Source organism: Alcaligenes sp. YSL9, from assembly GCF_030515105.1.
In the GTDB taxonomy this organism is placed as follows: Bacteria; Pseudomonadota; Gammaproteobacteria; order Burkholderiales; family Burkholderiaceae_B; genus Alcaligenes; species Alcaligenes phenolicus.
In genome coordinates, this window is record NZ_JALXJU010000003.1 from 148,465 (window position 1) to 171,176 (window position 22,712).

Annotated in this window: 19 protein-coding genes; 15 read left to right on the forward strand and 4 right to left on the reverse strand. The window is 57.0% G+C overall.

Annotation, left to right across the window (positions count from 1 at the left end):
* Positions 1-28: 28 nt before the first annotated feature.
* The 3 genes from M2Q46_RS13370 to M2Q46_RS13380 all read left to right on the forward strand — a co-directional run bounded on the left by M2Q46_RS13370 (position 29) and on the right by M2Q46_RS13380 (position 3,041).
* Positions 29-1,846 carry an NAD(P)/FAD-dependent oxidoreductase gene (locus M2Q46_RS13370; protein WP_060185470.1) on the forward strand — a complete coding sequence of 606 codons (1,818 nt, stop codon included), beginning with the start codon at positions 29-31 and terminating at the stop codon, positions 1,844-1,846.
* 599 nt (positions 1,847-2,445) lie between these two features.
* Positions 2,446-2,790: a BON domain-containing protein gene (locus tag M2Q46_RS13375; protein ID WP_035269768.1), complete on the forward strand. Its 345-nt coding sequence runs from the start codon at positions 2,446-2,448 to the stop codon at positions 2,788-2,790.
* Positions 2,791-2,843: 53 nt separating this feature from the next.
* The gene (locus tag M2Q46_RS13380; protein ID WP_009456875.1) at positions 2,844-3,041 is read left to right on the forward strand and encodes a CsbD family protein; all 198 of its coding nucleotides are present in this window, start codon (positions 2,844-2,846) and stop codon (positions 3,039-3,041) included.
* 80 nt (positions 3,042-3,121) lie between these two features.
* On the opposite strand, the gene M2Q46_RS13385 is transcribed toward M2Q46_RS13380, so the two are convergent.
* The gene (locus tag M2Q46_RS13385; protein WP_009456866.1) at positions 3,122-4,027 is read right to left on the reverse strand and encodes a LysR family transcriptional regulator; all 906 of its coding nucleotides are present in this window, start codon (positions 4,025-4,027) and stop codon (positions 3,122-3,124) included.
* A 108-nt stretch (positions 4,028-4,135) separates the two neighbouring features.
* On the opposite strand from M2Q46_RS13385, the gene M2Q46_RS13390 reads away from it, so the two are divergent.
* The 5 genes from M2Q46_RS13390 to fabG all read left to right on the forward strand — a co-directional run bounded on the left by M2Q46_RS13390 (position 4,136) and on the right by fabG (position 8,549).
* Positions 4,136-5,014 carry a pirin family protein gene (locus M2Q46_RS13390; RefSeq protein WP_302357439.1) on the forward strand — a complete coding sequence of 293 codons (879 nt, stop codon included), beginning with the start codon at positions 4,136-4,138 and terminating at the stop codon, positions 5,012-5,014.
* Between the two features lie 61 nt (positions 5,015-5,075).
* Positions 5,076-5,762: a hydrolase gene (locus tag M2Q46_RS13395; RefSeq protein WP_302357646.1), complete on the forward strand. Its 687-nt coding sequence runs from the start codon at positions 5,076-5,078 to the stop codon at positions 5,760-5,762.
* Positions 5,763-5,836: 74 nt separating this feature from the next.
* Positions 5,837-6,463, forward strand: a complete 627-nt coding sequence (gene ycaC / locus M2Q46_RS13400) for an isochorismate family cysteine hydrolase YcaC (protein WP_026483600.1) — start codon at positions 5,837-5,839, stop codon at positions 6,461-6,463.
* A gap of 91 nt (positions 6,464-6,554) precedes the next feature.
* Positions 6,555-7,496, forward strand: a complete 942-nt coding sequence (locus M2Q46_RS13405; RefSeq protein ID WP_302357440.1) for a pirin family protein — start codon at positions 6,555-6,557, stop codon at positions 7,494-7,496.
* A gap of 312 nt (positions 7,497-7,808) precedes the next feature.
* Positions 7,809-8,549, forward strand: coding sequence for a 3-oxoacyl-ACP reductase FabG (gene fabG / locus M2Q46_RS13410; RefSeq protein WP_009456856.1), 741 nt, complete (start codon positions 7,809-7,811; stop codon positions 8,547-8,549).
* 200 nt (positions 8,550-8,749) lie between these two features.
* Here fabG and proP read toward each other — a convergent pair whose 3' ends face one another.
* Both proP and M2Q46_RS13420 read right to left on the reverse strand, forming a co-directional pair.
* A complete protein-coding gene (gene proP / locus M2Q46_RS13415; protein ID WP_022983652.1) occupies positions 8,750-10,282 on the reverse strand; it encodes a glycine betaine/L-proline transporter ProP in 1,533 nt (510 codons plus the stop codon).
* Positions 10,283-10,536: 254 nt separating this feature from the next.
* Positions 10,537-11,481 (reverse strand): LysR family transcriptional regulator, encoded by a 945-nt coding sequence (locus M2Q46_RS13420; RefSeq protein WP_035269784.1) that lies wholly within the window; start codon positions 11,479-11,481, stop codon positions 10,537-10,539.
* 106 nt (positions 11,482-11,587) lie between these two features.
* Between M2Q46_RS13420 and M2Q46_RS13425 the strand changes: the two genes are divergently transcribed.
* From M2Q46_RS13425 to M2Q46_RS13450, 6 genes are all read left to right on the forward strand, one after another.
* A complete protein-coding gene (locus M2Q46_RS13425) occupies positions 11,588-13,072 on the forward strand; it encodes an amidohydrolase family protein (protein WP_083054943.1) in 1,485 nt (494 codons plus the stop codon).
* A gap of 121 nt (positions 13,073-13,193) precedes the next feature.
* Positions 13,194-14,606 (forward strand): hypothetical protein, encoded by a 1,413-nt coding sequence (locus tag M2Q46_RS13430; protein ID WP_035269790.1) that lies wholly within the window; start codon positions 13,194-13,196, stop codon positions 14,604-14,606.
* Positions 14,607-14,625: 19 nt separating this feature from the next.
* Positions 14,626-15,471 (forward strand): serine hydrolase, encoded by an 846-nt coding sequence (locus M2Q46_RS13435; protein ID WP_035269792.1) that lies wholly within the window; start codon positions 14,626-14,628, stop codon positions 15,469-15,471.
* 22 nt (positions 15,472-15,493) lie between these two features.
* Positions 15,494-16,318, forward strand: a complete 825-nt coding sequence (locus M2Q46_RS13440) for a carbon-nitrogen hydrolase family protein (protein ID WP_026483610.1) — start codon at positions 15,494-15,496, stop codon at positions 16,316-16,318.
* Between the two features lie 29 nt (positions 16,319-16,347).
* On the forward strand, positions 16,348-17,151 hold the full coding sequence (hutG, locus tag M2Q46_RS13445; RefSeq protein WP_226348213.1) for an N-formylglutamate deformylase: 804 nt from the start codon (positions 16,348-16,350) through the stop codon (positions 17,149-17,151).
* Between the two features lie 80 nt (positions 17,152-17,231).
* A complete protein-coding gene (locus M2Q46_RS13450; RefSeq protein WP_257112638.1) occupies positions 17,232-18,080 on the forward strand; it encodes a putative RNA methyltransferase in 849 nt (282 codons plus the stop codon).
* On the opposite strand, the gene M2Q46_RS13455 is transcribed toward M2Q46_RS13450, so the two are convergent.
* Positions 18,077-19,666: a diguanylate cyclase gene (locus M2Q46_RS13455; protein WP_257112637.1), complete on the reverse strand. Its 1,590-nt coding sequence runs from the start codon at positions 19,664-19,666 to the stop codon at positions 18,077-18,079. The two genes, M2Q46_RS13450 and M2Q46_RS13455, sit on opposite strands and share 4 nt — an antisense overlap.
* A gap of 267 nt (positions 19,667-19,933) precedes the next feature.
* Between M2Q46_RS13455 and acnA the strand changes: the two genes are divergently transcribed.
* The gene (gene acnA, locus M2Q46_RS13460) at positions 19,934-22,687 is read left to right on the forward strand and encodes an aconitate hydratase AcnA (RefSeq protein ID WP_203145348.1); all 2,754 of its coding nucleotides are present in this window, start codon (positions 19,934-19,936) and stop codon (positions 22,685-22,687) included.
* Positions 22,688-22,712: the final 25 nt, after the last annotated feature.

The following is a 22,712-nucleotide window of genomic DNA, read 5'->3' on the forward strand; positions in this document are numbered from 1 at the left end:
CAACATTAAAACGATATGGAGACAAATCATGCAAACACAGCAGCAACTGCAGCCGTCTGCGCGACAGTTGGACACGGTTCTTGAACAGCTGACCCATGCGCTTGCCAGCAATGCACCGGACGATGCGGCAGCCCTGTTTGCCGAAGAATGTTTTTGGCGTGATCTGGTCATGTTCACCTGGAATATCCGAACCATGGAAGGACGTGACCAGATCCGCGACATGCTGACGCAGCAACAGCAAGGTGCCGTGTCAGCCAGGTTCGAGCGCGACAGTGCCGAGCCGGTCAGTGACGACGGCCGAGGTTTGGTGGAGGGCTGGTTTCGTGTGGAAACTGATGTGGCGCGTGGCTACGGCCATATTCGGGTCAAGGACGGGAAGATCTGGACCTTTCTGACCACCATGTCGGAATTGAAAGGGCACGAGGAGCCTTTGGGTGTGCGCCGCCCCATGGGGGCCGAGCATGGCATTCGCCGTGGGCGTCAGACCTGGCAGGAACGTCGTCAACAGGAGCAGGCTGAGTTGGGCACGACCGAGCAGCCCTATGTGCTGGTGATCGGCGGCGGGCAGGGTGGTATTGCGCTGGGCGCGCGCCTGCGGCAGTTGAATGTACCCGCGCTCATCATTGATCAACATGCCCGCCCTGGCGATAGCTGGCGCAAACGCTACAAGTCGCTGTGCCTGCACGACCCCGTCTGGTACGACCACCTGCCTTACATGCCTTTCCCCGATAACTGGCCTGTCTTTGCACCCAAGGACAAGATTGGCGACTGGCTGGAAATGTACGTCAAGGTGATGGAGCTGAATTACTGGAGCAGCACCGTATGCAAGAAGGTGCGCTACGACGAGTCCAGCCAGACCTGGGAAGTGGAGATCGAACGTGATGGCAAGCCCATGACGTTACGGCCACAGCAATTGGTCTTTGCTACGGGCATGTCCGGCAAGGCGAATGTGCCCAGCATAAAGGGGCAGGATGTGTTCAAGGGTGAACAGCAGCACTCCTCGCAGCATCCCGGACCGGAAGCATATGCGGGCAAGAAAGTAGTGGTGATCGGGGCCAATAACTCGGCGCACGATATTTGCGCGGCGCTGTGGGAGGCGGGGGCGGATGTCACCATGGTGCAGCGTTCGTCTACCCACATTGTGCGATCCGACTCCTTGATGGAGATCGGCTTGGGAGATCTGTATTCTGAACGGGCACTGGCATCGGGAGTCACCACGCGCAAGGCAGATTTGCTCTTTGCCTCTCTGCCGTACCGCATCATGGCAGACTTCCAGATTCCTGTGTACGACAAGATCCGCGAGCGCGATGCACAGTTCTATCAGAAGCTGGAGGAGGCAGGCTTCATGCTGGATTGGGGTGACGATGGCTCCGGTTTGTTCATGAAGTATCTGCGTCGTGCTTCGGGCTATTACATCGATGTGGGCGCTTGCGAGCTGATTATTGATGGCAGCATCAAGTTGAAGTCTCGGACCGGTATCAGTCATTTGACCGAGAACGCTGTGGTGCTGACAGACGGTACGGAATTGCCTGCGGACCTGGTGGTGTATGCCACCGGCTACGGCTCCATGAATGGCTGGGTGGCCGATCTGGCAGGCCAGGAAATGGCGGATAGGGTAGGCAAGTGCTGGGGTTTGGGTTCGGAAACCACCAAAGATCCAGGGCCCTGGGAGGGCGAGCAGCGCAATATGTGGAAGCCAACGCAACAGCCGAACTTGTGGTTCCATGGCGGCAATTTGCATCAGTCGCGTCATTATTCCCAGTACCTGGCCTTGCAGCTTAAAGCGCGTCAGGCGGGCTTGCCGGTGCAGGTTTACGGGATGCAGGAGGTGCATCATCTGCGTTGATCGATAGTGACTTTGTTGTTTGGGTGAGAGTGCGCAGTCTGCACCTTGTTCTGATTTTGGCCAGATTATCAATTCGATGATCTGGCTTTTTTTTCCGCTTGTTAGCTGCGGTGGGCGTGTTTGCGCGGCAAGCATCGCGGCTCAGGCGGTGGTTTTGTTAGCAGCCCTGCTAAATTTTTTACTTTATGTGTCTGCCCTGAGCGGCTCCTCTCCAGTGAGCGAGGCTCTGCTTGACTGCTCTGTTCGTGCCCAGAATTTTTCGCGTCAAAGGGGCCTCCGTTTCTTCGGCAGGAACGTATGGAAACCAGCCGTGCTGCGTCTCAGGGCGGATTTTGTCTAGCCAGCATGATGGCCAGGATTGGCCTGACACAAGCCGCTTGCCATAAGTGAGGTGAATAGGGATGTGTGAAATTTGAAGAAATTACTTATAAAGAAAACGCTTGTAGCATTTCGTAGTTTCCAGCCTGATCGGGAATGTTACAGTGGAACCATCCATCGCAAACAACGAAATTTTTGTTGATTGATTTGGACTCCTTTTAATAGCAGGGGTAAAGGGTTTTTTAAATTAAAAATTCCCTTTCTGATATTGGAGAACTTATATGAAAAAATCTGCCATCCTATCCAGTGTATTAATGGCTACCGCTTTGAGTTTTGGTTTGCAAAGCGGTGCAATGGCTAATGAGCCAGCCGTTAATCAGGATCACTCGGCAACCGCAGGTGAAGCCGTCAGCGATACCTGGATCACCACCAAAATCAAGGCTGATCTGGCCAGCACCAAGGATTTGAAGAGCACGGATATCTCTGTTGAGACCAATAATGGCGTCGCAACATTGACCGGTACCGTGCCCAGTGAAATTGAGCACAAGAAAGCCGTTGCTGCAACGGAAAGTGTGAAAGGCGTTGTGAAAGTCGATTCGTCGGGATTGAAAGTAAAACCGGAATAAAAGTTCCGTCATCAATCCTAAATGTGAATTCCCGTTGAAACAGGAGAACGACTATGAATGAAGATACGATCAAAGGTAAATGGAAACAGCTGTCTGGCAAGATTCAGGCCAAATGGGGCAAACTGACCAATGACGATATTGATGTTGCCGAAGGCAATACCGAATATCTGGTCGGAAAAATTCAGGAACGCTACGGCATTGCACGTGAAGAAGCTGAAAAGCAAGTTCGCGACTTTAATGGCGGCGCCTGATCCTTTGGCTTGATTGCCCAGGACTACAAAACGCCCTGCATATGCAGGGCGTTTTTCTTTGTGCCTTGGCAAGGTTGCTGTCAGTCCTCATCCATCTGCTGGTAGCGTTCGACCAGGTAATCCAGCAATGCTCGCACAGCTGGCATCTGCCCCCGGCGGGAGGAAAACACGGCATGAATGATTTCGCGTCGTGGAGCCCAGTCCGGAATCAGTTTCACCAAAGAGCCGTCGGCCAATTGATCGCAGACTACCAGGGTAGGCAACTGCACCACACCAACGCCTTTTAGTGCTGCGCAGCGCAAGGCCGTCATATCGGTGGTAATCAGGCGGGGCGTGTGATGCAGCACGGCTTGTGCGCCATCGGGACCATACAAGGTCCAGGTATGGCTTTGTTGTGGCAAACCCAATGCCAGGCTGGGATAGTCCGCCAGATCAGCGGGTGAGCCGGGCATTCCGTGGCGGGCAATCAGCTCCGGGCTGGCTATCAAACATTGGCTGCGGTCGGACAGAACACGCATCACCAGATCGCTGTCTTGCAATGGTGGCGGGCGCACGCGGATCGCCATATCCAGCGCTTCCCCGATCAGGTCCACGCGCCGGTTGGTGGCATCCAATTGCACCGTGACATGCGGGTAGCTGACCATGAAGTCGGCCAACATATCACTGACATGGGCGTTCAGTAAGGTGATGGGGCAACTGAGGCGCACCACACCGCGCGGCTCGGCACGTGTCAGTTCGATGGCTGCCTGTGCCGCTTCGGCCTCTACCAGCATGGCCTTGCAGTGCTCGTAATAGGTCTGGCCAATCTCGGTCACGGTAAAGCGGCGGGTGGAGCGCTGGATCAGCCGCACTCCCAGGCGCTCTTCCAGTGCAGCCAGCCTGCGGCTAAGCGTGGATTTGGGTAAACCCAGTGCGCGACCGGCCGGGGCAAAGCCGCCGTGATCCACAATCTGAACGTAGAAGTACAAGTCGTTTAAATCTTGCATGGCAGTTTTATCGTTCCATAAATGGAACATAGATGGCCGATTTAGGGGGCTACTGGCTTCGTTGTCCCGAGTTTATTCTGTCTCTTATGTTGAAACAAGGAGATGGACATGAAGAAAATTCTTGGTATCTATAGCGCTCCCCGTCCTCACTGGGTGGGCGACGGCTTCCCCGTTCGCTCCCTGTTTTCGTACCACACACACGCAAAACAGTTGAGCCCCTTCCTGCTGCTGGACTATGCCGGCCCTGCCGAGTTTGCTCCCAGCAACCACAAGCGCGGCGTTGGCCAGCACCCACATCGGGGTTTTGAAACCGTCACCATCGTCTACAAGGGCGAGGTTTCACACCACGACTCCACGGGTCAGGGCGGCACGATCGGCCCCGGTGATGTGCAGTGGATGACGGCCGGCTCGGGCATCTTGCACGAGGAGTATCACTCCGACGCTTTTGCTCGTTCTGGCGGCACTTTGGAAATGGTGCAGCTGTGGGTCAACCTGCCTGCCAAAGACAAGCGTGCTCCCGCTGGCTATCAGGCCATTACCGACCAGCAAATTCCTGTGGTCGCACTGCCTGATGCTGCTGGCATGGTGCGCGTGATCGCCGGAGAAAAGGACGGTGCCACTGGCCCTGCCAGGACCTTCACTCCCATGAATGTATGGGATATGCGTCTGAATCAGGGTGGTATTGCCGAGCTGGAAAGCCCTGAAGGCTGGACAGCCGCCTTGGTGGTGCTGCAAGGCACGGTGCTGGTCAATGGTCAGAGTGTGGCGCGTGAAGGTCAGTTGGTCGTTCTGGATCGTAGCGGCAGTCAGTTCAGTGTCGAGGCCAATAACGACGCTGTCGTCCTGCTGATCAGCGGTGAGCCCATTGATGAGCCCATCGTAGGACACGGTCCTTTTGTCATGAATAGCAAGCAGGAGATCTTGCAGGCTATGGATGACTTCAATAGTGGCCGCTTTGGTGCGATGGCACCAGGGTCGGCATCGTAGTGCAAGGCCCGCGGGGGCCGCATTCAGGTGGCCCCCGTCTCTCATCCACAGGAGAAACATGATGACTATCCCCAGCAATGTAGCCAACTTTAATGGTGCCGCTCCCGTAATTGATCCCGATGATGCAGTCATGCTGCTGATCGACCACCAAAGCGGCCTGTTTCAGACCGTGAAGGACATGCCCATGACCACCTTGCGTGACCATGCGGCAGCACTGGCCAAAATCGCCACCTTGAGCAAGCTGCCCGTGATTACCACGGCTTCCGTGCCACAAGGCCCGAACGGTCCTCTGATTCCCGAGATTCACCAGAATGCTCCCCACGCCCAATACGTGGCACGCAAGGGCGAGATCAATGCCTGGCACAACGAGGACTTTGTTGCCGCCGTCAAGGCAACCGGCCGCAAGACCTTGATCATTGCCGGCACCATTACCAGCGTGTGCATGGCTTTCCCTGCGATCAGCGCGGTGGCTGAAGGCTACAAGGTGTTTGTGGTGATTGATGCCTCCGGCACCTACTCCAAGATGGCCGAGGAAATTACCCTGGCTCGCATGATGCAGGCCGGTGTGGTGCCTATCGATACGGGTGCTGTTGCCTCCGAACTGCAGCGCACCTGGAACCGCCCTGACGCACAGGAATGGGCCCAGATCTACACCAAGATTTTCCCCGCCTATCAGTTGCTGATCGAAAGCTATGCCAAAGCACAGGACGTGCTCAAGAATCAGGAACAGCTGGATTCGCAGCGTTAATCAACGCCGCGCTCTTGCAGTACCGGGTGCAGTCCCGCACCCGCCCCTTTCAATCATCGTTAAGGAAGACTGAGATGACTACGCCTTACAAACGTCTTGATAAAGACCAAGCCGCTGTACTTCTGGTTGATCACCAAACGGGGCTGCTGTCTCTGGTGCGTGACATTGATCCAGACAAGTTCAAGAACAACGTTTTGGCTCTGGCCGATCTGGCCAAGTACTTCAACTTGCCCACCATTCTGACCACCAGCTTTGAAGAAGGCCCTAACGGTCCTTTGGTCCCCGAGCTGAAAGAAACCTTCCCGGATGCGCCTTACATCGCTCGCCCTGGCCAGATCAACGCCTGGGATAACGAAGACTTCGTCAAAGCCATCAAGGCAACGGGCAAGAAGCAGCTGATTATTGCCGGTGTGGTGACTGAAGTGTGCGTGGCTTTCCCGGCCCTGTCGGCTTTGGAAGAAGGCTTTGATGTGTTTGTGGTCACCGATGCATCGGGCACATTCAACGAACTGACACGTCACTCGGCATGGGATCGCATGTCCTCGGCTGGTGCTCAGCTGATGACCTGGTTTGGCGTGGCTTGCGAACTGCACCGCGACTGGCGTAACGACGTGGAAGGTCTGGGTGCCTTGTTCTCCAACCATATCCCCGACTACCGCAACTTGATCAATAGCCACACCAAGTTCACATCCGGTAAGTAAATCGCTTCGGCGCTGCGCTGGTCATTTGAGTGGCCAGCGCTTTTGGCTGTTTGAAACCCAGCCCCCAGATCTGTTTTCAGGAGTTCGACCCATGAGTACACACAGTTCCGAAGTCTCTTCATCCTTTGATTGTCCCGAAGACATCAACGGCGAAAAACGTGTTCAACGTGTTGCCGGGCGCGGCGCACAAGTGGGTGGGGGCATTACCGTCAGCCGGATTCTGCCTTCCTCGGAACGGCGCATGGTGGGGGCCTGGTGCTTCCTGGATCATGCAGGGCCCGCCGTGTTCACGTCGGGATCCGGCCTGCGTGTGGGCCCTCATCCACATATTGGTCTGCAAACCTTTACCTGGATGATTCAGGGCGAGGTTCTGCACCGTGATAGCCTGGGCCATGTGCAAGTGGTCAAGCCTGGTCAGGTGAACTTGATGACAGCGGGACGCGGTATCAGCCATACCGAGGAGTCCTTGCCCGGCGAGGACAAGCTGCATGCGGTTCAGCTCTGGATTGCCTTGCCGTCCAAGGACGCCACCTGTGAACCCGCTTTTGACCACCATCCTGACTTGCCTCATTGGCGTGAGGGCGAGTGCGACTTTACCCTGCTGGCCGGTACCTATGCACAGCATCAGGCACCCAGCAAAATGTATTCGCCTATGGTGGGGATGGATTTGAGCAGCTCCAAGGCTGGGGAAGTGAGACTGAATTTGAACCCCGAGTTTGAGTATGGCTTTTTAGTCGTGCAAGGCACCCTGGGTATTCAGTCCGAGCAGTTCGAGGCCAATGAACTGGCCTATGTGGGCCGTGGCCTGACGCAGTTGAGCTTGAGTCTGAGCGCCGGCAGCCGAGTCATTGTGCTGGGTGGCGAGCCGTATACCGAGGAGCTGGTTCTGTGGTGGAATTTTGTTGGTAAAAACAAGGACGTGATCGGCCAGGCACAACGCGATTGGCGTGCGGCCCATGAGCGCTTTGGTGTGGTGCATGGCTATGACGGTGAGCCCTTGATTGCGCCGGATCTGCCATGGGAAAGCAACTGATTTTCAGTGACGGCTGCTGGTTCTGATCGTCTATTGCGATGACGCTGGCGGTGGTTTGCTGGCTGCCTGTCCTGGTTTCCGAGCAGGGCTATGGCGCATGTGTATTTCGCCCTTATCCCGTTGTTCAGATGGCCCCTTTCGGGGCCATTGTGTCTGTGTACAGTTTGCCTACCGTGACTGGCGGTCTGCCTGTGATCGGAGTACAAAACAGTGTGCTGGTGCAAGCAAGGCCACAGGAAAAGGTCTGTACGGCTGCGGTCAAGCCCTTTTGTTTGCACAACAGCGTTGAACAATTTCTAAAAGGTAGCTGGAATGCGATTGAAAGATAAAGTGGCCATAGTCACCGGTTCGGCAGCTGGAATTGGTTTGGCAACAGCCAGGAAGTTTGCCCAGGAAGGGGCGATTGTGGTGTTGTGCGATCGTAATGCGGATGCCGTCAATCAAGCAGCGCAGTCTTTAAGTGGTAATGGCGTTACCGCCGTAGGCTACACCGTGGATGTGACGGACCGTGCACAGATTGACGCCATGGTGGCGGATGTGAAGCAAAAGTTTGGCCGCATTGATGTGCTGGTGAACAATGCCGGGATCACCAAGGACGCCAAGCTGGTGCGCATGACCGAGCAGCAATTTGATGATGTGATTGATGTGAACCTGAAAGCGGTTTTCAACTTCACTCAGGCCGTGGCCGCGGTGATGCTGGAGCAGGAAAGCGGTTCCATTCTGAACGCTTCCAGCGTGGTGGGTTTGTACGGCAATTATGGTCAAACCAATTACGCGGCCAGCAAGTTCGGGGTGATAGGCTTTACCAAAACCTGGGCCAGGGAGTTGGGCCCCAAGGGGATACGCGTCAATGCCGTCTGTCCCGGTTTTATCGAGACAGACATTCTGAAAACCATCCCCGAAAAAGTGCTGCAAGGCTTTCGTGATCATTGCTGGCTGCGCCGCATGGGCAAGCCTGAAGAGATCGCCAATGTGTATGCGTTTTTGGCCTCGGATGAAGCCAGCTTCATCAATGGCACGACGCTGGAAGTGTCGGGCGGTTTGACGGTTTAATACCGTGTTCTGAACGATGGCTTGGAGGATTCTTGTTTGAATCCTGAGCCGCCACAAAAAAGCCTGAATCTGCTTTAAGTCAGATTCAGGCTTTTTCTATGGGAACAAGCGGTTTGGCGTTGCCGCTGTGAAAGTTGCAGGGGGCGTTTCAGGCCCCCCATCCGACAGCACCTACCCTCTATATAGAGAGGGCTGTTTTATTAATCCAGCTCGGGGTGGCGGTCCACCAGACGCTGGCGTTTTTGCTTCAAGGCTTCCAGTTCTTCCTCGGCCTTGGCAATGGCTTCTTCCACATCTTGCACGCTTTGTTCGATGTGGTCATACGCTTCTTGCAGCAGTTCCTTGGCTTCCTTGCGGTTGGAGGCGGTAGGTGTATCGCCGCGCAAGGGGCGGTTCGCCGTTTCGGGCAGGAACAGGGCGGTAATCAAGCCGATGACACTGGCAAACATCAAATAGTAGGCAGGCACCAGCAAGTTGTTGGTCTGCTCCACCAGCCAGGCCGCAACCGTAGGCGTCAGGCCCGCCACAATAATGGCGATGTTAAAGGAGGCGGCCAAGGCACTGTAACGTAGCCGGGTCGGGAACAGGGCGGGCAGGGTAGAGGCCATGACCCCGGTCAGGCAGTTCAGTAAAACGGCCAGAATCAGCAGCCCCAGGAAGATCTGCACATTGCTGTCGCTACCAATAAAGTGAAAGGCGGGAATCGCAAAGATCAGCAGGCCCAGACTACCGGCCATCAGAAAGGGTTTGCGACCTATCTTGTCGCTGACAAAACCCACCACCGGTTGCACGAACAGCATCCCTATCATCACCACCACAATAATGAAGACACCATGTTCTTCGGCATAGCCCAGGCTGCTGGACAGATAGGTAGGCATATAGGTCAGCAACATGTAATAGGTGATGTTGGTAACCAGCACCATGCCAATACAAATTAGCAGGGCTTTGCGGTACTTGGAGAAGATCTCGCCAAAGGAAACCGTGGGGCGCTCTGTCAGGGCGGCGCGGTCTTCTTTCTCCATCTTTTCCAGTTGCTCGGTAAAGGCGGGAGTCTCTTCAGCGGCATGGCGCAGGTACAAGCCCAAAATACCCAGTGGACCGGCAATCAGGAAAGGAATGCGCCAGCCCCAATCCTGGAAGGTCTCTTCGGTCAGGGACGTTTGCAGCAGCACGACCAAACCGGCGCCCAGAACAAAGCCCGCGATAGAGCCAAAGTCCAGCCAGCTACCCAGGAACCCGCGCTGCCGGTCGGGCGCGTATTCGGCCACAAAAACTGCCGCGCCAGTGTATTCACCGCCTACGGAAAAGCCTTGGGCCAGCTTGCACAGCAGCAGCAAAATGGGTGCCCAGATGCCGATGGATAGATAAGAGGGGATCAGGCCGATCAGGAAGGTGCTGATGGCCATGATGATGATGGTCAGGGAAAGCACTTTCTGACGTCCGAACTTGTCCCCCATCAACCCGAAGAACACTCCGCCCAGAGGCCGCACCAAAAAGGGCACCGAGAAGGTACCCAGGGCGGCGATGGTTTGTACTGCGGGAGAGGCATCGGGGAAAAAGACTTTACCCAAGGTGGCGGCCACAAAGCCGTAAACGCCAAAGTCAAACCATTCCATGGCGTTGCCCAAGGCAGCGGCGGTTACGGCTTTTTTAAGTTTGCTGTTGTCTACGACGGTAATGTCGTCAATGTGAAGCGGCTTGGCGTTGCTGGATGCCGCGGAGGACTGCGTCATATGGCTTCTCCTGGAGAGCAGGACAATGACCTGCAGGGTCGCCCTGTGTGCGATCGATACCAGAGAAGAAGCACTGGCATGACGGCATTCTGATCAGGCGAGGCTTGAAGGCGATTCTACGTCCGGCTTTGCTGTTCGTCTATCGAAGGGAAAGGGTCGAGCAGTCAGGGCCAAGTCGCGAGAAAAACGGGACGCGACTTGCCGTCCTTATTGTTACTGAGCCCAAGCCTGTCTCCCACCATATTTGCACATGCTTACAGAGCGCGGCATCCAGGCGGTAAAGGAGCTTTTTTCACGTAGGCTCGCACCTCATCGACCAATGCCGCCGCCGCGGGCGTCAAGTCATGTTCTTGGTGAAACATCAGACACAAGGTACGGACCAGCGTGGGGGCCTGCAGCAAGGAGAAGCTCAGACCGGGCATCAAGACCCGTTGTGCAGCCAAGGCAGGCAGCAGGGCAATGGCCAGACCACTTTGCACCAGCGCTGCTTGCGAGGTGGTGCTGGACGCTTCATAAAACGGGGCCGAGGTTTCGATGGGCAGGTCCGGACGGGACTGCAGCACCGCCATGATCCCGGTTTCGTCTACGACGCCGACCAGTTTGCGTTCGTCCAGAGCAGACCAGCTGACCGTGTTGTTGGCATCCGGTTTGATCAGCTTGTCGTCGCTGCGATAGAGCACGCCAAACTGGTCTTCCAGCAAGGGTTGACTGTCCAGCCCTTGGACATCCGCCCAGGGACTGGTCAGACCAAAGTCGATCTCCCCGGCCACGATCTGGCGTTGAATGCGTCCCGAGTTGTCATCCCGTAAATACAGACGGACCGCCGGATGCTGCTGGGAGAAATTGGCGGCTGCCGGTGCTATCAAATCCGTAATGGCCGACGGCGCTGCGGCCACACTGACCCGCCCGCTTTTCAATTCCCCATAACGCATGACATCGCTGATGGCGCCATCAAAATCTGCCAGCAGGCGGGTGATGCGCGGCAGGAACTCCTGACCAATAGGCGTCAGGGATACACGCCGACTGGTGCGGTTGAACAAGGTGGTATTCAGGGCAACTTCCAACTGCTGGATCAGGCCCGTGACCGAGGATTGTGTTTGAAAAAGACGACGCGCGGCATGGGTGAAACTGGCCTCCTGGGCCACGGCGACAAACGCGTTCAAGTGCTTGAGCGTGATGTGCTTGGGAAGTCTGTCCATATCATTTTCTGATTAATCAATTAACTTAAACAATTTTTCATATTAATAATACCTTTGGATAATGCGGTCAACTCCCCTTTTTGTGGGAGGGTTAGTGGAGACGTAGATGCAGACAGACGACCGCAGGCTGGACGTCAAGATCAGCAATGGCTGGATTATTGATGGCTTGGCCACCCCGCGTTGGCGTGGTGATGTGGGTATTCGAGAAGGACGGATTGTCGCCGTGGGCGACTTGAGCGCCTGGCACGCCGATCAATCGGTGGACGCCAGCGGCCATGTGGTGGCTCCCGGGTTTATCGATACTCACGGCCATGATGATTTGATGTTCATCGAGCGGCCTGTTCTGGACTGGAAAACCAGCCAGGGCATTACGACGGTTGTGGTCGGCAATTGTGGCGTCAGCGCTTTCCCGGCTCCTTTGCCCGGTAACTCGGCAGCGGCTTTGGCCTTGCTGGGCGATTCTCCCTTGTTTGAAGACATGGCGCAGTACGTGCAAGCTGTGCGCAAGCTCAAGCCCATGATCAACGTGGCGGCTTTGGTCGGTCACGCGAATTTGCGCATGGCCGTGATGCAGGACCCCTTGTCCCAGCCGAATGCCGATGAGCAAAAGGCCATGGAAGCCTTGCTGGCCCAGGCACTGGAAGAAGGCGCCGTGGGCTTTAGTACCGGCCTGGCTTACGAGCCCGGCTGCATGGCCGAGCCGGCCGAACTGGAAGGTCTGGCCCGTGTTGCCGCTTCCAAAGGCTCTTTGCACACCAGTCATATTCGCAATGAAGGCGACACGGTGCAGGAGTCGGTAGAAGAAGTGCTGGCGGTAGGCCGCCAGACGCAGTGCGCCACCCTGGTGTCGCACCACAAGTGCATGATGCCGGCCAACTGGGGCCGCAGCAGCCATACCTTGGCCAATATTGATCGGGCCCGCGCCGATGGCGTTCAGGCCACCCTGGATATTTATCCCTATTCGGGCAGCTCCACGATCCTGATCCCCGAGCGCGCCCACACCATAGACCAGATTCGTATTACCTGGTCTGAGCCTCACCCCGAGTGCAATGGCCTGTATCTGGCCGAGATTGCCGAGCAGTGGGGCTGCGACCGGGAAACTGCCGCACGGCGTTTGCTGCCTGCTGGCGCGATTTATTTTGCGATGGACGAGAAAGAAGTCCAGCGCATTTTCAGCCACCCATGTTGCATGGTGGGCTCGGACGGATTGCCTGCGGATGCGCATCCCCACCCTCGTTTGTGGGGTAGTTTCACGCGCATTTTAGGGCGGTACGTACGCGAAGATGGCCTGATGTCCCTGGAGCAGGCGGTTGCCAAAATGACAGCCATGCCTGCCTCGGTCTTCGGGCTTGAAAACCGCGGCGTGTTGCAAGTCGGCGCCTGGGCGGATCTGGTGGTGTTTAATCCCGAAACGGTGCAAGATTGCGCCACCTGGGAAGAGCCCACCTTACCGTCTCAAGGTGTGCAGACCGTGTTTGTGAATGGCGTACAGGTTCACCCTGTTGCCCCGGAGCAGCGGCCCGGCCAGGTGCTTGATCGCGCCTTTGCCGCTCAGGCACAAAGCCTGGATGCGCCGATTATCCCGCTATAAGCGGCGCGTCGGACAAGAAAACAGTCGCTGTGATCTGGGGCGGTCAACCAGGGCAGGGCGATTGCATCACATGCAGGCCGGTTTTTGAAAACTGGTCAGGAAGGATCGTTAAGGAGACGACATGAGTGTCATTCAGCAACAAATGCCAACGGGCAAGCGCAATGCTGCCATGGTGGTGTTTTTAATTGGCATGGCGATTGCCTTGTACACCCACTTTTACATGCCGGGTGAAAGCTCCCTGTGGGGCTTGACGCCGGTAGTGGTGTTTGCGCTTATAGCCTTGTTGGGTGTGGATATTGTTCTGGCCACGATTGGTGCGATTGTATTGGGCGCCATCATGACCAGTACGACGCCCATTGCCATGGGCAAACTGCTGGCCGAGTCCCTGGGCTCGTTCATCGCCGTGGTGGGTTTGATTATTGTACTGGGCGCCGGGGTGGGTGAAGTGGCTGCCCGTACGGGTGCTGCCGAGCAATTGGTGCGAGCCATTGTGAAGCGTATTGGCTTGTCCAATCCGGTGCGTGTGCGTCTGGGCATCATGGTGGCCTCCACCTTGATCTGTGGCGCTCTGGGTACGCTGGCTGGCGGTAACGCCATTATTGCTGCGGTGGTGATTCCAATTGCCGCGGCCGTGCGTCTGTCCCCTCCTGCTGTGGCTGCCTTGTTCCAAAGCGCCGGTTCCGCCGGTCTGGTGCTGGGCCCATTCACCCCTAACGTGGTGACCGTGACGGGTCTGACCGGTTTGAGCTACACCGATTACCTGCTGGTTGCCGGTCTGCCCATGGCTGCTGCTACCTTGCTGACGGGCTGGTTCATGTCCGGTCGTATTCAGAAGATGACCAAGGATCATTTCCAGTACGAAGAAGCCTCGCAAGGTCAGGCTGCTTTTGACGTGAATGCCAAGGCCTCCCCCAAGGCCGTGCGTGCTGCCTGGGCTTTCTGCATCACCATCGTGGGTCTGGCTGCAGTGGGTATTGCCTCCAAAGCGGGCTTTGCTTACGCCATTATTGTGATGGTGTCCCTGGGTGCCACCACCGGTTTGGCCGGTGGCATGAACCCACGTGAAATTCTGCAGGCCATGTATGCCGGTGCGGGCAAGCTGATCTGGATTTTCTTCCTGTTCTGGCTGTTCAACCCGGTGCTGGTGCTGGTGGATCAGTTGAACGCCTATCACGCCTTGCTGGATTCGGTGCAGCCCTATCTGGTCGGTATTAGTGGCGCCGTGCTGTGCATGTTGATTGTGGCCTTTAACGTGGTCGGTCACATTCCGGGTGCTGCCGTGGCGCAGATGACTTTCACCGCCAAGATCTTTGGTCCTGTGCTGGCGGCCGCCGGTGTGGGCCCCGCAGCCACTGCCGCCGTGATTCTGGGCAGTTCGCAGATTGACTGGTTTGGTCCTTTCCCTTCTTCAGATATGTTCGGCCAGATGGGCCTGGCGCGTTCCACTCAGCTCAAGTACATGTTGTATAACGGCTGGGCGGTCATGGCGGTCAACTTGTTGATGTTCGTCGGCCTGTTCCTGATTCTGGTCTGAGTATTGAAGGAGTGTTTGTATGTTTACCTTAGGAAGCGAGTTGCTGGATGCGCCACTGGTTCGTGAGCGCCTGCAGGAACGACTGGAGCCTTTGCTGACCCAGGAGTCCGCCCGGATTTCGATGGCGGTCTACGCTACCGACGGTACCTCCTTGTTCGAGTGGCAGGCGCAGCGCGTCATGCCCTCGGCCAGCCTGATCAAGACGCCCATGCTCCTGTGCCTGCTGGAACAGGTGGCACAGGGCAAGCTGTCGCTCGATACGGTTTACCCTCTGCCCGAGGGCGACCGTACCCCTGGCACCGGCATTTTGAGTCAGCTGCCCGGCGTGCCCAGCCTGAGCCTGCGCGAGCTGGCGCTGCTGATGATCATCCTGAGCGATAACGTCGCTACCAATGCCCTGATCGATTTGCTGGGCATGGATAACATCAACGCCTGGAGCGCCCAGGCCGGCTTGAAGCACACGGATTTGCAGCGCCACATGATGGACATGAAGGCGCGCGAGGCCGGTAAAGACAACTGGACGACTGTTCAGGATGCCTGCTCGACCTTGCTGTATCTACTGCATTCGCCTGCCCTGCCGGAAAACCTGCGTCAGCAGGGGCTGGACATGCTGGCGGATCAGCGCGAACGAGGTCACTTTGCGGCAATTTTGCCTTCTATCGCCCAACTGGCGCACAAGACCGGCTCCTTGCCCGGCTTGCGTCACGATGCCGGTATCTTGACGATGGGCGAACGCAGTGTGGTGCTGGCTGTGATGGCCGATGGCTTTACCGATGGCCGCACCAGCACCTCTTTATACGGTGGCCAGGGAGCGGGTGTCTTGTCCCGTCTGGCCTTGGAAACGGCCCGCGCCCTGCAGTATTGAGCCGGTCCGAAAGGATAAAAGTATGTCTACGACACGTGTTGCCCTGGTTCAATTGGATAGCGGCCGCGACCGCCAAACCAATCTGGACCAGCTGGAACATTGGGTGCTGGCCGCTGCCAAAGACGGCGCACAACTGATTGTGACTCCCGAGTACAGCGATGTACGTGGTGATACGGAATGGTTGCAGCAAAATGCCACGCCCATTCCGGGTCTGGTGACGGATCACATGGCCAGCCTGGCGCGCCGCACCGGTGCCTGGATTCATCTGGGTTCCATGCACGAGCGCCGTCCTGATGATCATCGCCTGGGCAACACGAGCGTGACGTTTTCACCAGAGGGTGAAATCGTGGCGCAATACCGCAAAGTGCATTTGTACGATGCGGTGGTGAACGGTCTGGAATACCGCGAGTCCGACGATTTCTGCCACGGCCAGCATCTGCAAAATGTGCAGGTCGGGGATCTGAATCTGGGCCTGAGCATTTGCTACGACATGCGCTTTGCCGAGCTGTTCCGTACCTTGCGTGCCCGTGGCGCGAATGTGCTGGTAGTGCCCGCCGCCTTTAATGTGCATACCGGCCGTGACCACTGGGAAGTGCTGTTGCGCGCCCGAGCCATTGAAAATCAGTGTTACGTGCTGGCCGCCGCGCAGATTGGCGGTCCCGGTCCTGCCATGCCGTGCTTGGGTCGCAGCATGATTATTGACCCTTGGGGCACCGTATTGGCCTGTATGCCTGATCATCCAGGCTATATTTGCGCCGATCTGGACCCCGCTCGCGTGCAGCGCATGCGTGAATCACTCCCGGCCTGGCAGCACCGCCGGGGTGATCTGTATCCTATTCCTTCTTGATTGTGTGCTGAAACAGACTGGAGTCTGCCATGACCGTACCTGCTGCCTTTGAGTTTTACCCGGGCACTGCCCCCTTGTTGATTTCCATGCCCCACTCGGGCACCTACGTGCCTTCGGACTTGCAGGCGCGTTTTACGGAGTCAGCGCGTCAGGTGCCGGATACGGATTGGCATATTCCACGCTTGTATGAGTGCGCCCAGAAACTGGGTGCGTCCGTTCTGGTGGCGACGTACTCGCGGTTTGTGGTGGATCAGAACCGCCCGCCGGACAATGCCAGCCTGTATCCCGGTCAAAGCGTCACCAGCCTGTGTCCCGTGGACACGTTTGGCGATGAACCCATTTACCAACCTGGCCAGGAACCGGACGAGCGTGAGGTTGCTCAGCGTCGCGAGACCATCTGGTTGCCGTATCACCAGAAGCTGGAAGAAGAGCTGACGCGTTTGCTGGCCCTGCATGGCCGTGTGGTCCTGTGGGATGCGCATTCGATTCGTTCGGTCGTGCCGCGCTTTTTTGAAGGCCGTCTGCCGGATCTGAATTTCGGGACTGCCAATGGTCAGAGTTGCGATCCAGCCTTGAGCGAACGTCTGATGAAAACCGCCTCGGCCAACAAAGACTACAGCAGCGTGTTGAATGGTCGTTTCAAAGGTGGTTACATTACCCGCCACTACGGACGTCCCGAGCAGAACATCCATGCTGTGCAGCTGGAAATGGCGCAGTGCTGTTACATGGAAGAGCAGTGGCCCTTTGAGTACAAGGAAGAGGCGGCCCGTAACATCCAGCCCCTGATCGAGGCCTTGCTGCGCGACGCGCTGGCTTTTGCGACCAAGTCGTAAATTCATCCTGAGCCCCGGCATAGACAGGCCGGGGCGCTACACTATCGCCTTGGCCACGGTGGCCGTAGAGCGATTCATTCATGTCTGACCTTTCCCCGCCCTTGTTCGAGAAACTGTGCTGTCCTTTGGACGGCTTGCCGCTCTCGTTTGAGGCTCCCAGCTGGCGCTGCCCCTCGGGCCATTGTTTCGATACGGCCAGCCAGGGCTATATCAATCTGCTTCCTGTACAAAACAAGCGCTCACGCGATCCGGGCGACAGCAAGGACATGGTGGCGGCGCGGCGTCGTTATCTGGAGTCCGGGGTGTACGAGCCTATCGCCGCCGGCGTGTGGCGTGCCTTGATGGATGGCCTGGAAGGAGAGGCGCCTTATGCCTGTCTGGATGCGGGCTGTGGCGAAGGCTATTACCCGCGTTATTTGCGTCAGCAGGATCAGGATGGGCAGTTGGCTCTGATTGGTCTGGATATTTCCAAGTGGGCCGTCATGGCGGCGGCGCGCAGTTCCTCGGACATACGTTGGCTGGTGGGTAGCAATGCTCAATTGCCCGTGCCGGATGGTGCTTTGGATGCCTTGCTGTGCATGTTTGGTTTTGCCGTGCCCGAGGAGTTCTTGCGTGCGCTGAAGCCGGGCGGTATCTGGGTGCAGGTTGAAGCGGGCCCAGACCATTTGCTGGAGCTGCGCCGCATTATTTATCCGACCTTGAAAGCCGACAAGGACGAGACTCCGCAGTCCCCGGTCGGTTTCAGTCTGGAAGCTGTTGAACGTGTTCGTTGTCAGATCAGCCTTGATTCACAAGAGAAAATTGCCGATCTGCTCTTGATGACGCCACATTTGTTCCGAGCCAGCGCGCAAGGGCTGGAGCAGGCTCGTCAATTGACGAGCCTGGATCTTCAGGTGGATGTGCGTATCAAGGTCTTGCGCCGTCTTTAAGCTGATCTGCTCTGAGCGTCGCTGGTGGCCGGATCGCAAATTTCTACGCGGTTGCGTCCATTGCGCTTGGCCTTGTAAAGCGCTTCGTCCGCCAGTTTCAACACTGTGCTGTGTTCTCGGGCATGCAAGGGCCAGTGCGCCAACCCAATGGAAATCGTAATGGGTGAGCCAGTTGGGCTATTGGTTTCGCTGATCAGAATGCGCAGGCGCTCGGCCAGTTGCACGGCCTGGTCTACATCCTGATCGGGCAGAAAAATACAGAACTCTTCACCCCCGACCCGACAGATCAGATCGGTATCGCGGGTACAGGCCCGCATGGTGTCGGCCAGAAAGCTCAGCACCAGATCGCCCACATCGTGCCCGTAGGTGTCGTTCACGCGCTTGAAGTGGTCAATATCCACCGTCAGCACGGAAAAGGGCGTGTCCGTTTCCTTCCATTGCTGTAGCACAACAGCCATGCCCCGGCGGTTGTTCAGGCCGGTCAGCGGGTCGGTATTGCGCTCCACATCCATGACGCCCATTTTGCGATTAACACGTTTCAAGCCCAGCAACATGGCCAGCTTGATCTGGCGGGACTCAAAATACCAGGCATGAACTTGTTCGATGCGCGAGCTGGCCTTGGCTGAATCCAGATGCGGAGCCTGACGAGCCAGTTGTCGCAAGGGTTTGGCGATCAGCATGGCCAACATCCAGATCAGGATCTGCACGGCCAGGAAAAAGGGGATGGAATTGCGCAGTACTTTGCCCAGCAGGACCGTTAATTCATCCAGCACCACTTTGGTGGGGCTTTGCACCACGACTCCCCATTTCACATCGTTGCTGGGCGCGAAACCGGCCAGCATGTCTACGCCCTTCACGTTGCGCAGGGACAGAGCGTCACTCTCGCCCTGGCTGACAGCGTCAATGGCCGGGTTGCCGTGTATGACTTCGCCAATCCGGGCGACGTCACGGTGAAAAATCAGCCGTTTGTGCTGGTCAACTACATAAATGTAAGAACCATCACGGTAAAAGTGCTCGCCCAGCAAGGCGTTCAGGCTATTGGGCTCGTGCAGGTAGATGGAACCACCTACCAGGCCTTTGTAATTGCCTTCTGCATCAAAAATCGGGTGCGACAGGAAGATCAGCAAGCGCCCGGTGGCGGACAGATAGGGTGGGCTGACCACGGGTTTCCGGGTTTTCAGTGCCAGTTGCGTGCCTTCCCCCCGCAGTGTCGTGCCAAGCAGGTTGAGCTGTTGGGGAGCATTGGCCAAAACCCGGCCCTCGGTATTCAGAATCAAAACCGAGTTAAAGCTGTTGTTTTGTTCTTTCAGGCGCCTGACTTCGTCACGTAGCATGGGCTCGTTGCCCTGATTCAGGGAACGGGAGAGTTCGTTGGCGCTATAACGAAGTTGCTGTTGCAAATTGGCGATGAAGGCATCGGTGCTGCTGGCCAGTTTCAACGCGTAGGCGCGGTTCTTTTCCAGAGCTTGCTCGATCAGCAAGGAACGTTCCGCTGAATAGGCTCCATACAAGGTGTAGCCCATGGTCAGCAGACTGCTGGCAGTAGCCAGCAAGAGAATCAGCCGGCGCAGATCAACAAAAAACATGAGGATGGGCGAACGCTCGAAGTAAAGGGAGGGGCGGGGGAGGCCGAACAGACGGGCGTAAGACGCCTAAAACATTATACGTAAAGAATGTTTCCGAGTTTGAGGAGGTGTGTCCTAAGGCCACAGGAAGGACGTCGCGCAGGGCAGGGGATTACGCCAGAGTGTAAGATGTGGAATGGTCTAGACCAATAGACAGTTACCACATGTGTATCGCTGGCTGGGTAGATTGGATGGTATCGGCCGGCACTTTTCCATGGAGATCCCGATATGAAAAGCGTAGATAGTTTTAAGGCTTTGCACCAGTTGGATGTCGGCGGGCAGTCCTACGACTACTATCGGTTAGATGCGGTTCGTGGAGATGGCCTGGATGTTGCCAGCCTGCCTTATGGCTTGAAGATCCTGCTGGAAAACTTGCTGCGCACTGAAGATGGTGGCGATGTCACGGCCGATGATATTCGCGCCCTGGCCGCCTGGGACCCGGCTGCCGAGCCCGATCGTGAAATCGCCTTTACCCCCGCACGCGTTGTGCTGCAGGACTTTACCGGCGTGCCAGCCGTTGTGGACCTGGCCGCCATGCGTGAAGCCATGCAGGCCTTGGGCGGTGATCCGCAAAAAATCAACCCCCTGGCACCGGTAGAGCTGGTTATCGACCACTCGGTGATCGTGGACGACTTTGGCAAGCCCAGCTCGTTTGAACGCAACGTGGAAATCGAATACGAGCGCAATATGGAGCGCTACCAGTTCCTGCGCTGGGGCCAAAGTGCTTTTGATAACTTCAAGGTCGTGCCACCGGGCACCGGTATTGTTCACCAGGTGAACCTGGAACATTTGGCCCGCGTGGTCTTTACGCGCGACGAACAAGGCCGTCAGCTGGCGTATCCCGATACCTGTGTGGGCACGGACTCGCACACGCCTATGGTGAACGGTCTGGGCGTGGTGGCCTGGGGCGTAGGCGGTATCGAGGCCGAAGCCGCCATGCTGGGCCAGCCCATTTCCATGCTGATTCCTCGCGTTGTGGGCTTCAAGCTGACGGGCCAAATGCCTGAGGGCACCACGGCTACCGACCTGGTGCTGACGATTACCGATATGCTGCGTCAGCATGGGGTGGTCGGCAAGTTTGTGGAGTTCTACGGCCCCGGCGTCAGCGCTGTGCCGTTGGCCAACCGTGCCACTATTGGCAATATGAGCCCTGAATACGGCTCCACCATCTCCATGTTCCCGATTGACGAGGAAACCCTGCGTTATATGGAGCTGACGGGCCGCAGCAAAGAGCAGATCGAACTGGTACGCGCCTACGCCAAGGCTCAGGGCCTGTGGCACGATCCGCAGCACGAGCCTCGTTACTCCGAGCGCCTGGAGCTGGATCTGTCCACCGTCGTGCCTTCGATTGCTGGTCCCAAGCGTCCTCAGGACCGTATTGCCTTGTCTTCCTCCAAACCGGCATTCCGTACCGCTGTGCGCGACTTGCTGGGTGACGATGTAGCGACCTACGATGAGGCCGTGGAAGAAAGTTTCCCCGCGTCGGACGTGCCTTCGCACAAGCCGCCAGCACCCCGTAAAGCTGCTGTGAAATTCACCTTGGCCGACGGTAGCCAGTGTGAGCTGGATCACGGTTCGGTGGTTATTGCCGCCATTACCTCGTGTACCAATACCTCCAACCCCAGCGTCATGATGGCCGCCGGTCTGTTGGCCAAGAAAGCCGTGGAAAAGGGCTTGAGCCGCAAGCCTTGGGTGAAAACCAGTCTGGCCCCCGGGTCGCGCGTGGTTACGGACTACTACCAGCGTGCAGGCCTGACTTCCTATCTGGACAAGCTCGGTTTTGATCTGGTTGGCTATGGGTGCACTACATGTATTGGTAACTCTGGCCCCTTGATTCCAGAGGTCAGCCAGGCCATTAACCAGAACGATCTGGCCGTGGTGTCCACGCTGTCCGGTAACCGCAACTTCGAGGGCCGTATTCACCCCGAAGTGAAGATGAACTACCTGATGTCGCCACCGCTGGTGGTCGCCTACGCCTTGGCGGGCACCATGGATATTGACCTGTACCACGAGCCTTTGGGGCAGGGCAGCGATGGCAAGGATGTATTCCTGAAAGACATCTGGCCGTCTGCCGCTGAAGTGCAGGACGTGATCAGCAAGGCGATTGCCTCGGATATGTACCGTGATGGTTATGCCGATGTGTTCGCCGGTGACGAGCGCTGGCGCTCTCTGCCTACCCCCAAAGGGGATCGTTTCGAGTGGCAGGATGATTCCACCTACGTGCGCAAACCGCCTTACTTCATTGACCTGAAGCGCGATCCAAGCCCTGTCTCGGACATTCGTGGTGCTCGCGTGCTGGCCAAGCTGGGTGATTCGGTGACAACCGACCACATCAGCCCCGCCGGTTCGATTGCGCGTACCTCGCCTGCGGCAACGTACTTGATGGATCACGACGTCAAACCGCAGGATTTCAACTCCTACGGCTCGCGTCGCGGTAACCATGAAGTCATGATTCGCGGCACTTTCGCTAACGTGCGTCTGCGCAACCAATTGGCTCCGGGTACAGAAGGCGGCTATACACGCGACTTCACGCAAGATGGCGCACCAGTAGCCACGATTTACGATGCCTCGCGCAATTACTTGAATGCCGCTGTCCCGCTGGTGATTCTGGCCGGCAAGGAATACGGTTCGGGTTCTTCGCGTGACTGGGCGGCCAAAGGCACGGTGCTCTTGGGCGTGCGTGCAGTCATTGCCGAGTCCTACGAGCGTATTCACCGCAGCAACCTGCTGGGCATGGGCGTGATGCCTTTGCAGTTCCCGGCTGGCCAGAACGCCGAAACCTTGGGCCTGACGGGGGATGAAGTCTTTGATATCGAAGGCATTACCGCCCTGAATCAGGACAAGATTCCCGAGAAGGTCAAAGTGCGTGCGGGCGATATCGAGTTCGAGGCTCTGGTCCGAATTGATACGCCTAGCGAAGCGCATTACTACCGTCACGGCGGTATCATGCAGTACGTTTTGCGGGGCTTGTTGAAAGCGTAAGCCCGGCAGCAGGTCAAGGCGTGCG

Coding starts and splice junctions, on each gene's coding strand:
- hutG (WP_226348213.1), top strand. CDS start 16,348: ATGACCGTACCTGCTGCCTTTGAGTTTTACCCGGGCACTGCCCCCTTG.
- M2Q46_RS13390 (WP_302357439.1), top strand. CDS start 4,136: ATGAAGAAAATTCTTGGTATCTATAGCGCTCCCCGTCCTCACTGGGTG.
- M2Q46_RS13375 (WP_035269768.1), top strand. CDS start 2,446: ATGAAAAAATCTGCCATCCTATCCAGTGTATTAATGGCTACCGCTTTG.
- M2Q46_RS13405 (WP_302357440.1), top strand. CDS start 6,555: ATGAGTACACACAGTTCCGAAGTCTCTTCATCCTTTGATTGTCCCGAA.
- proP (WP_022983652.1), bottom strand. CDS start 10,282: ATGACGCAGTCCTCCGCGGCATCCAGCAACGCCAAGCCGCTTCACATT.
- M2Q46_RS13440 (WP_026483610.1), top strand. CDS start 15,494: ATGTCTACGACACGTGTTGCCCTGGTTCAATTGGATAGCGGCCGCGAC.
- M2Q46_RS13455 (WP_257112637.1), bottom strand. CDS start 19,666: ATGTTTTTTGTTGATCTGCGCCGGCTGATTCTCTTGCTGGCTACTGCC.
- acnA (WP_203145348.1), top strand. CDS start 19,934: ATGAAAAGCGTAGATAGTTTTAAGGCTTTGCACCAGTTGGATGTCGGC.
- M2Q46_RS13370 (WP_060185470.1), top strand. CDS start 29: ATGCAAACACAGCAGCAACTGCAGCCGTCTGCGCGACAGTTGGACACG.
- fabG (WP_009456856.1), top strand. CDS start 7,809: ATGCGATTGAAAGATAAAGTGGCCATAGTCACCGGTTCGGCAGCTGGA.
- ycaC (WP_026483600.1), top strand. CDS start 5,837: ATGACTACGCCTTACAAACGTCTTGATAAAGACCAAGCCGCTGTACTT.
- M2Q46_RS13450 (WP_257112638.1), top strand. CDS start 17,232: ATGTCTGACCTTTCCCCGCCCTTGTTCGAGAAACTGTGCTGTCCTTTG.
- M2Q46_RS13420 (WP_035269784.1), bottom strand. CDS start 11,481: ATGGACAGACTTCCCAAGCACATCACGCTCAAGCACTTGAACGCGTTT.
- M2Q46_RS13395 (WP_302357646.1), top strand. CDS start 5,076: ATGACTATCCCCAGCAATGTAGCCAACTTTAATGGTGCCGCTCCCGTA.
- M2Q46_RS13380 (WP_009456875.1), top strand. CDS start 2,844: ATGAATGAAGATACGATCAAAGGTAAATGGAAACAGCTGTCTGGCAAG.
- M2Q46_RS13425 (WP_083054943.1), top strand. CDS start 11,588: ATGCAGACAGACGACCGCAGGCTGGACGTCAAGATCAGCAATGGCTGG.
- M2Q46_RS13430 (WP_035269790.1), top strand. CDS start 13,194: ATGAGTGTCATTCAGCAACAAATGCCAACGGGCAAGCGCAATGCTGCC.
- M2Q46_RS13435 (WP_035269792.1), top strand. CDS start 14,626: ATGTTTACCTTAGGAAGCGAGTTGCTGGATGCGCCACTGGTTCGTGAG.
- M2Q46_RS13385 (WP_009456866.1), bottom strand. CDS start 4,027: ATGCAAGATTTAAACGACTTGTACTTCTACGTTCAGATTGTGGATCAC.